Genomic DNA, 14,526 nt, shown 5'->3' on the forward strand with positions numbered 1-14,526 from the left:
TACCGCGTTGTCGCCGCCCTGAACAGTCGTTCCAGAGAAGCCCGCGTCAGGCCCGCCGCTCGGCGAGTTTGGCTTCGATGGCATTCCACAGCCGGGCGAACTGCTGCGCCGCGGGGCTTTGCGGGGCATGCGCGCCGACGGGCTGGCGGTGCACCGCGCATTGTTCCACCGCGCTGGCATAAGGCACGGTCGGCCAATTGGGGTTGGCGTCGCGCGCCTGCTTGTGAAGGGCGCGCCGCAGATCCAGCATGGACAGCACGGGCAGGATCGGCGGATGACGCCGGGTATTGCCCGCAATCTCGCGCACGACCAGATCGAAGGCGCGTGCCGAAAGCGGCGATGGCGGCAGCGGCACGATCACCAGATCGGCCGCGCGGACCACTTGCGCGGACAGCTCGTTCATCACCGGAGGGCAATCGAGCACGATCCGGGCGTAGTTTCCGGCCAGTTCCTCCGTGAGCTTGGCCAGGCGCCGACGTTTGCCGATGCGCACCAGCTGGGCGTCGAGCGCGCGAATGCTTTCGTCTGCAGGAAGAACGTCGATCCCGTCCCAGGCTGTGCGCTGGATCAGGCGCGTGGGCGATCGATCGCGCGAGAAAACATCCTCGGCCAGTCCCGAACCCTTAGGTTCGAGGCCATAGAGAAACCCGGAACCGCCCGCTGCATCGAGGTCCCAGAGCAAGGTCGAATGCCCGTCCTGCGCCGAACACCAGGCCAGGTTGGCAGCGAACGTCGTTTTACCGACGCCGCCTTTCACGCTGTAGATGGCGATCGTCGCGCTGTTTTCCGGACGTGGCCCCTCATCCTCGTCCTCACGCGCGACTGCCGACAGCATCCGCGCCCGCGCCGATCCGCCGGCGATCCGGGGCAACTTGTTCTTCTTTCCAGCCACGCGGAGATCGTTGCCCGTCACGGCCCATCCGTCAACCGCGAACCTTGGTATTATGGCCCAGGGCATTTGAACGGGACGAATGGCCACCCGGCCAAACGGGCACGGCCCGCGCTTTCATCCGGTCTCTCGCAGTCTGCACTGCATGGGAGAACCGGAAGGAAGCGCGGGCCGAAAATGCCGCGGGATCGACTGAAAGGGCTGAATCCGGTTTCCCGGTCAGCCCGGAAAATCAGCCGTCGTAGTCGCCGCCCAGCGAAGTGTTACGGGTCGGAGCCGAGGCCGTGATGCGCAGGGCTTCGGCCGACTGGCTGAGCGAGCCGATTTCGTCCATCTCGTCATCGTCATCCGGCAGGACGCGCTGCATCGAGGTGACCAGCGTTTCCTTGAGGATCGAAGGGGTGACGGTTTCCTCGGCGATTTCGCGCAGGGCGACGACCGGATTCTTGTCACGATCGCGCTCGAGGGTGAGTTCCGCACCGCCCGAAATCTCGCGCGCGCGCTGCGCGGCAAGAAGGACCAGATCGAAGCGGTTGGGAATCTTGTCGACGCAATCTTCGACGGTAACGCGCGCCATGGGCACTCCGTATAAAATCTGGTGGATCGGTGAACCTGGCCCGATAAGCCCCGATCCGGGCAAAGTCAAGAAATCTGCGCGCCGGCCACAGCGTCCCTGCGAAAGCACGTCGTCTCGTGGTCGTTGACCACGCCCACCGCCTGCAGCCAGGCATGGACGACCACCGGGCCGACGAAGCCAAAGCCCCGTTTCTTGAGCGCCGCCGACAGCGCATCGCCCGCAGCCGACCGCGCCGCGCTGCCGGTCCCGTCACCCATGGCAGGATCGCCGTCCACGAAGGACCAGACGAAAGCCGAAAAATCCTCGCCCCGCTCCTGCATGTCCAGAAAACCGCGGGCGTTGCGGATAGTGGCCTCGATCTTGGCGCGCGAGCGGACGATACCGGCATCGCCCATCAGCCGCTCGATCTCGGCAGGCCCATAGGCGGCGATGCGAAGGGGATCGAAGCCCTCGAAAGCGGCACGGAAGGCATCGCGCTTGTGAAGGATCGTTCGCCACGACAGCCCCGCCTGAAACGTGTCCAGCACCAGTTTTTCCCAAAGCGCACGGGAATCACGGATGGGCACGCCCCACTCTTCGTCATGATAGGCCCGCATGCGGTCATCGCCCTCGGCCCAGCGGCAGCGGTGGATCGTTTCGGTCACGAGGTCTCTCGGCATCGGGCTTTCCGGAATGTGAGGTTGTAGCGCCAGGGTCCTGTCTCAGGATGGTGCCCGCGCTCCACGCTGTCCAGTCCGTGGAAAACCAGTCGCGAGGGCCCGCCCCAGACCACCACGTCACCATGGTGCACGCGGTGCCGCCGGACTTTGTCACCGCGCGCGAGGCCGCCCCAGAGGAAGCTGGCCGAAAGCCCCAGCGACACCGAAACGATCGGCGCCTCCCGGTCGCGCTCGTCCATGTCCTGGTGCAGCGAGAGGCGCGTCTCCGCATCGTACCGGTTGACGAGACAGGCATCGGGCAGGAAGCCATCATATCCGGCCCTCGCTGCGGCACGCCCGGCCAGCGACAGGAAGGCCTGCGGCAAGGGCGGCCAGTTCAACCTCGTTTCCGGATCGAGCGGCTGATAGCGGTAGCCCTTGCGATCGCTGACCCACCCGGTCTCGCCGCAATTGAACATCGCGACCGACAGACGCCCGCCGCTGCGGGTCGTCATGTGCCGGAACGGTGAAATAGCGGCGAGGCGGGGAATCTCGGCAAGCAGCAGGGAAGCCTCGGCCAGTCCGAAACCGCCCAGCAGCACGGCGCCGGGGCCGAGCGGGATAGCTTCGCGGCTTTCGGCGAACAGGTCAGGCTGCATCGTGGAAGATGATCCCCAGAGTATGCCGCTTGCCGGAATGCAGCTTGGAAACGCCGTGCCGCATGGTCACGCGGTAGTCCCCGCGCGATCCGCGCTGCGGCCGATTGTTGACGGCGAAGACCACCGCATCGCCCTGTGCCAGCGGCACCACGATCGGCCGCGACTGCATGCGCGGTCGCTGCTCGGTCAGGACGAATTCTCCGCCGGTGAAATCCCGGCCGGGCGCGGACAGCAGGACCGCTACCTGCAGCGGGAAGACATGTTCGCCGTAAAGGTCTTGGTGGAGGCAATTATAGTCGCCCGGCCCGTATTGCAGCAGCAGCGGCGTGGGACGGCGCTGGCCAGCCTCATGGCAGCGGGCGATGAAGCTCTCGTGGTCCGGCGGGAAGCAGGTGGTCAGGCCCATGCGCTCGTTCCAGCGGTTCGCAAGCGGCGCCAGGCGGGCGTAGAGCGCCTTGCGCAAGGCTTGCACCGGATCCGGCAAGGGATAAGCGAAATAGCGATATTCCCCCAGCCCGAAGCCATGCCGCGCCATGTGAATGTGGCTGCGAAACGGGCCGGAAACATCGTAAAGCGCCGCGATCGGCGCACATTCGGCTGGATCCAGGAGGCCAGGCAGCAAAGCCCATCCTTCGCCGTCGAGCTGGGCCTCGGCATTCGCCCAGGCGGCGGCGTCCTCGGAAAAGTACGTGCTTTCGATCATCGGGCAGCGCCTAAGCTCATCGCCCGGCGATAGCGATCCGATCCTTGCGGTCAAACTTCTTTGCAGATGGCCGGGCCGGGAGTTGCCTGCCGGTGCCGAGGATGCCGCAACCGCAAGGCGATATTGCTCTCCGGATACAATTATCGCTATTGATTCGCATTAGATTATATGGCCAAGAGTTCGCCATGCCTATCATCGAGAAAGACCGGATGCCCTTCTCTCACCGCTTCAGCACGATCGCCCCTGTCCTCGGCAGTCTCGCCGCCGCCACCCTCGTGGCTTCGCCGGCCCTTGCCCATTCACCATACCTGCTGCCCAACGGCTTCGCGCTCGACAAGGAGGATCACGTCACCGTGGAAGCCTCTTTCAGCGAGCACGTCTTCGTGCCGACCATCGCCATGCAGTCCGATGACTTTCACCTGGTAGGACCGGACGGAAAGGCCGTGCCGCTGAAACCCGTGGCCCTGCGCGATCTCGTGATCCTGGAAGCCCCGCTGCCCGCTGACGGCACTTACCGCCTGACCAGCGGAGAGCGGCAGGGCCGCGTCGCCAAGGCCGCGCTGATCGACGGCACATGGGAATTCGTGGCGCCGAACCGGCCGCTTCCTGCCGGCGTCGTCCCGGTCGACATGCAGAGCGTGACCAAGGCCGAAGCCTATGTGACGCGCGGCAAGCCCGGCGATGCCGCGCTCGCGCCTTCCGGCAAGGGCATCGAATATCGCGCGCTGACCCACCCCTCGCTCATTCGCGCGGGACAGCCCGCCGAATTCGAGCTGTTGTTCGACGGCAAGCCGCTCGCCAATGCCGATGTCGAAGTGGAAGAAGCCCGCGCCGGGCAGGTCGAGAACCGAAGGCTGCCGATCATCACCAGCGACGCCCGCGGACGCTTCACCATCACCGCGCCGGAGCCTGGTCTCTACTTTGCGATGACGCGCCACCGCGTCGGGGTGATGGGCGCGCAGCCCGCGCGAAGCTACACTTACGCCCTGACTTATTCGGTTACCAACTGAGGATGAATACCATGAAGACGGCCATCTGCGCGGCCTCCCTGATCGCCGCGACCCTCGCTGGCAGCACGGCGGCCCATGCTGCCTCCCACGATCTCGCCACCTTCATCAAGGAGCAGGATCTCAACGGTGACGGCAAGGTCAGCAAGGAAGAGTTCCAGCGCGGCCGCGACGCCGAATTCGCCCGGATGGACCGCAACCGCGACGGCGTGCTCTCGCATGACGAATATGTCGGCGACTACCGGGAACGCCTGGAGCGCGAACTGGCGCAGCGCCCCGAAAAGGACCGCGCCGAAGAGCGTACCCGCCAGCTCCGTCAGGCCGAAGTGCGCTTCGGCGTGCTCGACAGCGACAAGAGCGGCAGCATCTCCCCAGCGGAATTCGCCGCCACCGGCTGGGGCATGTTCCTGCGCCACGACACGAACCACGACGGCTTCGTCTCGGCCGACGACACGCCTGCCAAGGACGCCGACTGATCGGGCCGGCGAAGCGGCGCGATAGGGCGGCGTGGTGGCCGCCCTATCGCCGCTCCGCTGAGGTACCGCGCCGAGCCTGAGGCGGCGTCCAGTCCGGGTCCATCATTCCGAGCGGAACGAAGCCAGCCAGAGCCACCTCACTGCAGGCTGCGGATGAAGAACTCGGACAGGCGGCGCGTCACATAGTCGATCGGGCCGGTCGACCGCCCGACGCTGTGCTCGCCGCCCGGCACCACCAGCAGGTCGAAGTCCTTGTCCGCCTTGATGAGGGCATCGGCGACCTGCATGGTCGAGGCGGGATCGACATTGCTGTCCTGCTCACCCACGATCATGAACAGCTTGCCCTGGAGCCGAGCGGCATTGTCGACGCCAGAGGCATCGGCATAGCTCTTGTCCACCGGCCATCCGAGCCACTGTTCGTTCCAGCTGATCTTGTCCATGCGGTTGTCGTAACAGCCCGCCATGGCGACGCCGGCCTTGTAGAAATCGCCATGGAACAGCAGCGCGTTGAGCGTGCTCTGCCCGCCCGCCGAAGCGCCGTAGATGCCGACGCGGCCGATGTCGTAGGCCGGGTCTTTCGCCGCGAGAGCGTTGTGCCAGAGGATGCGGTCGGGAAAGCCCGAATCCTGGAGGTTCTTCCATGCCACGTCCTGGAAAGCCTTGGACCGGTTGGCGGTGCCCATGCCGTCGATCTGCACGACGATGAAGCCCAGGTCGGCCAGCGCCTGCATGCCGATCACCTTGTCGCCGCCGGAATGGTAGCCGAAGGGCCAGAAGCTCTTGGGCACGAAGCTGTCGTGCGGACCGGCGTAGATGTTCTCGATCACCGGATATTTCTTCGCCGGATCGTAATCGCGCGGCCGGACGACGAGCCCCCAGATGTCGGTCTTGCCGTCACGGCCCTTGGCGGTGAACACTTCGGGCGCGTGGAAGCCGGCGGCGGCGAGGCGGCTGATATCGCCCTTGGCCACTTCCATGATCGGCGCGCCGTCGCTCGTGCGGTGAAGCACGCTGACATTGGGCAGGTCCACCCGCGAATAGGTATCGACGTAGAACTGCATGTCGGGAGAGAAGCTGACGGTGTGGTCGGCGCGCTCGGGCGTGAGCGGGGTGAGGTTCCGGCCGTCGAAATCGATGCGATAATAGTGGCGGAAATAGGGGTCCTCACCGGCGGTCATGCCGCTGGCGGCGAACCAGATCTGCCGCTTTTCGTCGTCCACCTTCACCACGTCGCGCACCACCCACTGGCCGGTGGTGATGCGGTTCTTCACTTTGCCGGTGCGGCCGTCGATCAGGTAGAGGTGGTTCCAGCCATCGCGCTCCGAAGCCCAGACGATCTCGGCGCCCAGCCCCTTCACGTCGTGCGAGAAACGGCGGTCGGCATAGACGAACGTCTTCGCATCCTCGGTGACGGCGGCATGGGCCGCGCCGCTGGCAGCGTCGACCGCGATGATCCGTGCCTGCCCGAAGCCGCGGCGGACATAGTCGAATTCGGCGCTCTTGCCGTCGGCGCGCCAGCGCACCCCGGAAAGCTCGTAGGCATTGGGGAACAATGCCAGGTCGACCACGGTCTGCCGCTTTTCAGCAATGTCGAAAAGCACCGGCTGCTCCTGGTCGATGGCATCGCCGGGCTTGGGATAGAGCTGCGTCTGGAGGCCCGGCTGCGCCTTGTCCTTCGGTGCCGCCTCCACGCGCAGGACATGGCGCGCGAAACCGGGACGCACGCGATAAGCGATCAGGTGCCGACTGTCGGGCGACCAGGCAATCGTCTCAGGATCATAGAAGTTACCGGACGAACCATCGCTGCTGAGGCGAACGACCTCCAATGTCCCCGCAGCGCGAACCACCAGATTGTCATCCTGGACAAAGGCTTCCCACTTGCCGTCCGGCGAAAGGCGCGGATGATTGTCCGCCGGTACCGAGAGATCGCGCACCACGCCGAAACCCCGCGGACGGCGCGGGTCTTCCTGCTTCTGGCAGGTGTAGTCAGTCAGCTTGCAGCGCCAGCCCTCTTCGTCGAGCCAGAACTGTATGGTCTGCCGATCGCCTGCATAATCGAACTCGGCGAAAGGGAGCCGCAGCGGCGCGACCGCATGGCCCAGCGCTTCGGTCAGGCTCGCGGCCAGGCGCTGCTGGTCGAACGCGGCGCTGCGCTTCTGCGAAACGGCTTCGACAGTCTCGAAGGCGAAGCCGCCTTCCACGGTCTTGCGATAGGAAAAGGCCGTTCCGTCCGGCGTCCAGTGCGCAGGCCAGGACACGTCGCGGGTGAGATACTGCCAGCTTTCCCGCAACGCCAGCGACCGTTCCAGGTCTGCCCGCGTCGGCGCCGCAATCACCGTCCCGGAAACAAGCGCCGCGCAGCCCGCCAACATCAATCCGCAGATACGGGCACGACGAGCAGCAAGCGACATGGGATAGGACCTCGGTAAGGGATGGAAACCAAGATCGTATACGGTATTACACCGCCGGCGCAATATGCACACCTCGCCCTGCCCGTCAGGACAAGGACCGGCTCATGCGGAAACCGCCGAACCCGAAACGGTAATTGCTAATGCTTCGCATATGCTTTTCCTCAAACAAAGGCCATGGTCTCCCAGCGGTGCATTGATTCGCCGCCATTGAACCCCTCGGGGGGAGATCCTAGGTTCAACACGGGCCAGATAGCGCGGTCCGGCAACGAGGAGACGGTTACGGCCATGGATATTCGTCGCGAGTCCGACAGCATCGGTGAAATCGAAGTTCCTGCAGAGGCTTATTGGGGCGCCCAGACCCAGCGCAGCATCGAGAACTTTCCCTTCGCCGCCTCCGAACGCATGCCTTTGCCGATCATGCGCGCCCTCGCCCGGGTGAAACTGGCCGCCGCCCGTGCCAACCGTGCGCACGGCCTCGACGCCAAGCTGGCAGACGCCATCGAGACGGCCGCCGGTGAAATCGTTGCGGGCAAGCTGGACGCGCAATTCCCCCTCGTGATCTGGCAGACCGGCAGCGGCACCCAGAGCAACATGAACGTCAACGAAGTGATTGCCGGGCGCGCCAACGAAATCCTTTCCGGCCAGCGCGGCGGCAAGAGCCCGGTCCATCCGAACGATCACGTCAACCGCGGCCAGTCCTCCAACGACAGCTTTCCCACCGCGCTGCATGTCGCGGCGGTCGTGTCGATCGAGGAGGAGCTGGTGCCGGCACTGGACCGGCTGACCGCGTCGCTCGACGCCAAGGCCAAGGCCTGGGCGGACATCGTCAAGATCGGCCGCACCCATTTGCAGGATGCCACGCCGCTGACACTGGGCCAGGAGTTCTCCGGCTATGTCCAACAGCTGCGCGATGCCTACCAGCGGATCCGCGACGCCGAAAAGGGCGTGCTGCGTCTGGCGCAGGGCGGCACCGCCGTCGGCACCGGACTCAACGCGCCGGAAAACTTCGGCGAGGATATCGCCGCCAATCTGGCCGAGCAGACCGGCAAGGCCTTCGTCAAGGCACCGAACACGTTCGAGGCGCTCGCCAGCAACGACGCCCTGGTCCAGCTTTCCGGCACCTTGTCGACCCTGGCCGTCGCGCTGACGAAGATCGCCAACGACATCCGCCTGCTCGGTTCCGGCCCGCGATCCGGCCTGGGCGAACTCGATCTCCCGGCGAACGAGCCCGGCAGTTCGATCATGCCGGGCAAGGTCAATCCCACCCAGTGCGAGATGTTGACGATGGTCTCCGCCCAGGTGATCGGCAACCACCAGGCCGTCACCGTGGGCGGCCTTCAGGGCGCTTTCGAGCTGAACGTGTTCAAGCCGATGATCGGCGCGGCGGTGATCCGCTCCATCGAACTGCTCGCCACGGGCATGACCAGCTTCGCGGAACGCTGCGTGGACGGTATCGAGCCGAACCGCACGCGGATCTCCGAATTGCTGGAGCGCTCGCTGATGCTGGTGACCGCGCTGGCGCCCGAAATAGGCTATGACAATGCCGCCAAGATCGCCAAGCATGCCCATGCCGAAGGGCAGACCCTGCGCGAAGCCGCGCTGGAACTCGGCCTGGTAGACGGCGCCACATTCGACCGCCTGGTGCGGCCGGAAACGATGGTCTGATCCCGGCCGCTTGAGCGCAGTCGACGGCGTTGCCTCAAGCGGCGCCGCCGACGCGGCTCAGCTTTCCTCGGCCTCGTCGGTCTTCGGCAGGACCAGCGATATCCGGCAATGGAGCCCGCCGGGGGCGAAATCGAGCACCGAAAGCCCCTTGTCCGCCACGAAGCTGCGTTCGACCAGCCGCGTGCCGAATCCCCGGCGCAGCGGCGGACCGACCGGCGGCCCGTCCCGCTCGGTCCATTCGATGACGAGCCGCTCCAGGTCCCCCTCCGCTTCGAGATGCCAGGCCAGGGCGATGCGCCCCTCCCCGTCCGAGAGCGCGCCATATTTCACGGCATTGGTCGCCAGTTCGTGCAGGGTCAGGGCCATGGACACCGAAGTGTGCGGTGCCAGCAGCACTTTTGGCCCGGAGATCGTGACGCGCTCGATCGCGCCTCCGACTGCCGCCGTCACCGTTGCGCGCGCGGTCGCGGCCAGTTCGGCAGGCTGCCAGCTTCGCTCGGTCAGGAGGTCATGCGCCAGGGCCAGGGCCCGCAGGCGCGCATCGAAGATCTGGCGCGCGTCGCCGGCCGTTTCGATGTCTCGGAACGACTGGGTGGCCAGGCTCTGGACGATCGCCAGGGTGTTCTTCACGCGGTGGTTCAGTTCGTCGATCAGCAATTGCTGCCGCTCCAGCGCGGCCACTTCCTCGCTGACATCCTGGCCCTGCACGAAGATCTGGCCGACCTTGCCTTCCTCGTCGAAGATCGGCTGGTAGATGAAGTCCAGGTAGCGATCCTCAAGCTGGCCGGTTTCCTCGCTGGCCAGCGCAACACGCACATCGCGGCCGATATAGGGCTCCCCGGTGCGATAGACCTCGTCCAGCAGATCGACGAAGCCCTGGTCCACCACTTCGGGCAGGGACTCGGCCACCGTCTTGCCCACGATGTCGCGCTGGGCGATTAGGCGGCGGTAGGCATTGTTGGCGATGGTGAAGACGTGGCTGGGCCCTTCGACGATCGCCACGAAGCCCGGCGCCTGGTCGAACATCGTCCTGATCCGCTGGCTTTCGGCGGCGAGATCGCGGTTCCGCGCCTGCACCGCGCGCGCCTGGTCCATGACGTGCATCTCGTCCCGCAGCTTGCGCAGGCCGTGCAGTTCGGTCACGTCCACGGTGTGCTGCAGGATGAAGGCCACTTCGCCGTCCGGCCCTGCCAGAGGGGTGTGGGTCGCGCTCCAGTAGCGGCGCTCCATCGTGCCGTCATCGCCGCGAATGTCGTAGCGGATGAGGGCCAGCTCGTCCTTCTCGCCGGTCGCCAGGACGCGCGCGAAGGAGGCCTGCATCATCTCGTAGCTATCGCTGCCCGGTTCGCTGGGGAAAGCCTGGAACACGCCCTGCCCCATCAGTTCTTCCCGGCGGCGCATCGTGGCCTTCAGGTAAGCCTCGTTCATCCACGCGATCTTGAGATCGCGGTCGAGGACGATGTAGGGATTGGGTGAAAGTGAGAATAGCGCCTCTAGATCGATGGGCAAGCCTAGCTCCATGCCGGTACGGCGCCCGAAGCGCGTATGGCAGAGCACTGCGGCCCGGCGGCTCCGCTGTCAACCGGCCAGGCCGGCCAGGCATCCTCCTCGCCCTTCCCGGAGGCTGGACATGCGGAGCCTCGCTTCGGAAGGGGCAAGAGCGAAAGGGCCGCGCGGCAGCGTAGCCGGCGCGGCCCTCCCCCTGCGAAAGCCCGTCAGTAAGTGAAACGCAGCGTGGCGCCATATGTGCGCGGTGCCGCCCGCGCGGTGGTGGCGCCCAGCCCGGTGGAAATCTTCTGCTGGAAATACTTCGTGTCGGACAGGTTCTTCATCCAGAACTCCAGCCCCCAATGCTCGCTTGGCCGGTACTCCACCGAACCGTTGAGCAGCATGTATTCATCCTGCCGCAGCACGCCGTCCGTCTCGAAGGGGAAGCCGCTGTTGTAGCTGCCCATGACCGAGACCCGCAGTTCCTGGATTTCGTCGATCGGCAATGTCGCGCTCATGCCCAGGCTGGCCGAAAAGTCCGGCGCGGTGGGCGTCTGGAAGCCGGACGCGTCTCCGAAACAGGTGCGGAAACCACCCACCTGGGGCCCGGTGACCGTCCCCGGAACGCTGGTGCCCGGCGCATTGCAGATCGCGGGATTGGGATAGATGAACGGCGCGCCCGCCAGTGTCTCGGTAGGGCCGAAGTAGTGGAAGCGGGAATTGAGCCAGGTGAAGCCGCCGAAAATGCGGATGCCCTGGACAGGCGCCGCCTCGAAATCGACATCCAGCCCATCGACTTTCACCGACGCGGCATTGAGCAGCGCTGCCGTGCCCAGCGTGCCCACCGCGGCGGAGCGGACCTGATAGTCCGAGATGTCGTAGTGGAAGATCGCCGCGTTGAGCCGCAGCGCGCGGCCGAACAGCTCCGACTTCACGCCGGCCTCGTAAGCGTTGATATATTGCGGAAGCACTGGCGGAAGCTGCGGGTTCTGCAGCGAGTACGTCCCGGCCTTGAACCCGCGGTTGTAGGAGAGATAGACGCTGACGTCCTCCGTCAGTTCCTGCCGCAGGGCAGCGCGCCAGGTGAACTTGCCGTAGCTGATCTCGTCGTCGACCGGGATGAGCGTGCCCGCCACACCGTTCACCAGCGCGGCATAGCCGCCGCCCAGTTGGCGCTCGTCCTTGGTATAGCGGACACCGCCCGTCAGCTTGGTGGTCGGCGTCAGCGCATATGTCACTTCGCCGAATGCAGCGTAGGAATCGGTGTCGAGGGTCGCGTCGATATATTGGCCGGTGTTGATCCCGCCCAGCGCCAGTCCCGCAAGCTGGGAGCGGTTGTAGACTTTGGAATGGAGATAGAACACGCCGATCTGCCAGCTGAGCGGATCGGTCTCGTTCGATGCCAGGCGCAGCTCCTGCTGGTATGCGCGCGAGCCCGATGTGAAGCCGATATGCAGGTAGGGGACCTGGGTGGCATCGACATCGAAGTCCGAACGATTGGTGCTGTCCCGCAGGGAACTGATGCTCGTCAGCCTGGCAAAGCCGAGATCGGCGTCGGCCGTCAGGCTCAGTCCCCAATTCTCCAGCTTGGTCAGCGAATAGCTGTTCGACGCGGTATCCATGCTGCCGATTGACCGGATGCCGCCGACGACGAGGTAGTCCTCATCCACGCTCCAGCCGATCGCCGTATTGTCGTTCGTCCGGTAGTAATCGCCGCCCAGCACGAATTTGACGGCATCGCTCGCCCGCATCACGATCTTGGAGCGGGCGCCCCAGTACCACATCTTCTTGATGTCCCGGTCCAGCGTGACGTTGCGCCCCCAGCCGTCCCGCTGGTCGTAGCCGGTAAGCGCCAGGTCCGCGCTGATGTTTTCCGAAACCGGGCCGCCGACGTAGGCCTGGCCCTGGATGGTGTCGTAGTTCGCATAACCGGCCTGCGCCGTCGCTTCCAAGCGATCGCCGGGCTCCTTGGTGATGACGTGGATCAGCCCGCCGAAGGCATTGCGCCCGAAGAGCGTACCTTGCGGCCCCTTCAGCACTTCCACCCGGTCTATGTTGTTGAACTGCATGACCGTGCTGGAAAGGTCCGGCATGTAGACGCCGTCGACGTAGAAGGCGTTCGAGCCCTCGTCGCCGATGGAGGCATTGGTCGTGCCCACGCCGCGCACGAAGAACAGGCCGCTCGCGCCCGAGCGCGAGAATTGCACCGCCGGTATCGCCTGGGTCAGGGCATTCGTTTCCGCGATTCCCGCGGAGCCGAGCGCCGCCGATGTCACGGCGGTGATCGCGATTGGCACGTCCTGAAGATTTTCAGCGCGGCGCTGGGCCGTGACGATGATTTCCTGCAGGCCGTGCGATGAATCTTGCGGGGCGGTCACGGGATCGGGGGAGGCTTGCGTTCCCGTCGGTGCCGCAGCCTGGGCCAGGGCGGCGGGCGCGGCACAGGCCGCTGCCATGGCCAGCGCGCCCGCGCTTCGTCGCAAGGCCGGTCGCTTCGTCGATGATCGCATAACAGGCATGGCACACCCTCCTCCATCGCGCAGGGACGCCGCCGATCCGGGGGTGAGCCCCGCCACCGTCGCCGGTCAGGCCAGAGCCTTCCCCGATACGCTTTTCGATTTTGGGCCGAGCTTTCGGTCCCGTCTCCAAGCCGTGAGGAGGAGCGCGGCGGGGGTCAATCGATCGCCCCGCAATTCCTTGCGTTACTTCGCCGAGAGACAGGACACATTGCCGCAAGCGACCAGACCGAAGCCATGCGCGGCTCCTTGGCCTTGCGCGAAGGCACAAAGAGCACAGGCAAATTCACGAGATTTCCGGGAGTTGCTCTGCCGGCCCGAAGCCTGCCTTCATTCCTGCGCCGCGAAGGCATGGATCGGCAACAACGCCGCTCCCAGCGTGATCGGCGATCCGCCCACGCCGGAGACGCGCACCGGCGGCCGGCGACTTTCCACGGTCTGCACCAGCGGCGCCTGCCTGAGACGGTCCTGCAGGCCATTCAGGATGACGGAGGGTAAAGGTCCGGCGAGCACGATCGCTCCCGGATCGATCCAGGCGAAGGCGGTATTGCACACCACTTCGAGCTGGGCCGCAGCCCGGTCCATCCAGCTCTCGATGGTGCTGCGCTGTTCCGGCGCGGCGGGGTCGATCTCGGACACCGACGTGATCGCGCAGCCATCCGCCCGCAGGCAGGCAAGCAGATCGAGAGGGCTCGGCCGGGGGCGATCCATCGGGAAGAGGCATCCCACTTCGCCCGCCACGCCGTATTGCCCCCGCACCAGCCGCCCGTCCACGATGACCCCGGCGCCTATGCCATAACCGAGCAGCAGGACGACGACTGTCGAAAAGTCCCGGAGCAGCCCGCCAAGGTAGAATTCCGCCAGCGCCGCGGCATTGGCATCGTTCTCCAGCCAGAGCGGCCAGCCCAGCTCGCTCGACAGGATCTGGCGCAGCGGTGAACCGCGCCAGCCGGGCAAGGCATCGACGACGCTCCACTTGTCTCCGGTAGTCGAGAGCGCCGGGCCGGGAACGGCCACGCCCATGCCCAGCATGCGGCGGCCCAGCAGATTGTGACGGCTGACGAGATCATGCGTCACTTCGCGCACCTTGCGGGCGAACTGGCGGGGATCGATCGGCTCGATCGTTTCGTGATGCGTAGCGATGGTGCCGCCCGCAAAATCGACCAGCGCGATGTCCAGCATGCCCTTGTGCGCCGTGGCGCCCACGGCATAGCCGCCCCCCGAGGCGAGTTTCAGCGGCACGGCAGGACGTCCGCGCGCGGCATGGGCGGGGTCGTCCAGTTCCTCGACCACGCCCATAGACAGGAGCGTCCGCGACAGTTTGGTAAGCGCCGCCGGGCTTATCTCCAGCCGGCTGGCCAGGGCGGAGCGAGACAAGGCCCCGGCCTTGCGCAATTCCTGGACGATCCTTCGCTGATCCTTTTCCAGGGCAGGCAAATGCATGGCGATCGGCTCCAGGTTCCGGGCGCTGCCGCGAAACTGTCATAATTAATTATT

The 14,526-nt window shown here is 65.6% G+C and carries 12 protein-coding genes; 3 read left to right on the top strand and 9 right to left on the bottom strand.

From position 1 onward, the window contains the following. Positions 1-46: 46 nt before the first annotated feature. The 5 genes from EDF57_RS20585 to EDF57_RS20605 form a co-directional block, all read right to left on the bottom strand. On the bottom strand, positions 47-835 hold the full coding sequence (locus tag EDF57_RS20585; RefSeq protein WP_134095727.1) for a ParA family protein: 789 nt from the start codon (positions 833-835) through the stop codon (positions 47-49). 286 nt (positions 836-1,121) lie between these two features. Beyond that, complete coding sequence (gene rpoZ, locus EDF57_RS20590) at positions 1,122-1,466, bottom strand: DNA-directed RNA polymerase subunit omega (protein ID WP_132265859.1); 345 nt, start codon at positions 1,464-1,466, stop codon at positions 1,122-1,124. Between the two features lie 65 nt (positions 1,467-1,531). Next, entirely contained in the window at positions 1,532-2,125 is a 594-nt protein-coding gene (locus EDF57_RS20595; protein WP_132265861.1) for a DNA-3-methyladenine glycosylase I, read from the bottom strand. Beyond that, positions 2,107-2,763, bottom strand: coding sequence for a DNA oxidative demethylase AlkB (alkB, locus tag EDF57_RS20600; RefSeq protein ID WP_134095601.1), 657 nt, complete (start codon positions 2,761-2,763; stop codon positions 2,107-2,109). Before alkB ends, EDF57_RS20595 begins: the two co-directional genes overlap by 19 nt. Then, on the bottom strand, positions 2,753-3,466 hold the full coding sequence (locus EDF57_RS20605; protein WP_134095602.1) for a 2OG-Fe(II) oxygenase: 714 nt from the start codon (positions 3,464-3,466) through the stop codon (positions 2,753-2,755). Before EDF57_RS20605 ends, alkB begins: the two co-directional genes overlap by 11 nt. Positions 3,467-3,651: 185 nt before the next feature. On the opposite strand from EDF57_RS20605, the gene EDF57_RS20610 reads away from it, so the two are divergent. Continuing rightward, positions 3,652-4,476 (top strand): DUF4198 domain-containing protein, encoded by an 825-nt coding sequence (locus tag EDF57_RS20610; protein WP_166675332.1) that lies wholly within the window; start codon positions 3,652-3,654, stop codon positions 4,474-4,476. 11 nt (positions 4,477-4,487) lie between these two features. Further along, the gene (locus EDF57_RS20615) at positions 4,488-4,949 is read left to right on the top strand and encodes an EF-hand domain-containing protein (RefSeq protein ID WP_134095604.1); all 462 of its coding nucleotides are present in this window, start codon (positions 4,488-4,490) and stop codon (positions 4,947-4,949) included. A gap of 137 nt (positions 4,950-5,086) precedes the next feature. Here EDF57_RS20615 and EDF57_RS20620 read toward each other — a convergent pair whose 3' ends face one another. Then, positions 5,087-7,285: a DPP IV N-terminal domain-containing protein gene (locus tag EDF57_RS20620; protein ID WP_243841175.1), complete on the bottom strand. Its 2,199-nt coding sequence runs from the start codon at positions 7,283-7,285 to the stop codon at positions 5,087-5,089. A gap of 360 nt (positions 7,286-7,645) precedes the next feature. Between EDF57_RS20620 and fumC the strand changes: the two genes are divergently transcribed. After that, on the top strand, positions 7,646-9,025 hold the full coding sequence (gene fumC / locus EDF57_RS20625; protein WP_134095606.1) for a class II fumarate hydratase: 1,380 nt from the start codon (positions 7,646-7,648) through the stop codon (positions 9,023-9,025). Between the two features lie 57 nt (positions 9,026-9,082). On the opposite strand, the gene EDF57_RS20630 is transcribed toward fumC, so the two are convergent. The 3 genes from EDF57_RS20630 to EDF57_RS20640 all read right to left on the bottom strand — a co-directional run bounded on the left by EDF57_RS20630 (position 9,083) and on the right by EDF57_RS20640 (position 14,472). After that, a complete protein-coding gene (locus tag EDF57_RS20630; protein WP_243841176.1) occupies positions 9,083-10,534 on the bottom strand; it encodes a PAS domain-containing protein in 1,452 nt (483 codons plus the stop codon). A 206-nt stretch (positions 10,535-10,740) separates the two neighbouring features. Then, positions 10,741-13,032, bottom strand: coding sequence for a TonB-dependent receptor (locus EDF57_RS20635; protein ID WP_134095608.1), 2,292 nt, complete (start codon positions 13,030-13,032; stop codon positions 10,741-10,743). A gap of 327 nt (positions 13,033-13,359) precedes the next feature. Continuing rightward, positions 13,360-14,472 (bottom strand): ROK family transcriptional regulator, encoded by a 1,113-nt coding sequence (locus EDF57_RS20640; protein WP_134095609.1) that lies wholly within the window; start codon positions 14,470-14,472, stop codon positions 13,360-13,362. Between the last annotated feature and the right edge of the window lie 54 nt (positions 14,473-14,526).

The organism is Novosphingobium sp. PhB55, from assembly GCF_004368805.1.
Lineage (GTDB): Bacteria > Pseudomonadota > Alphaproteobacteria > Sphingomonadales > Sphingomonadaceae > Novosphingobium.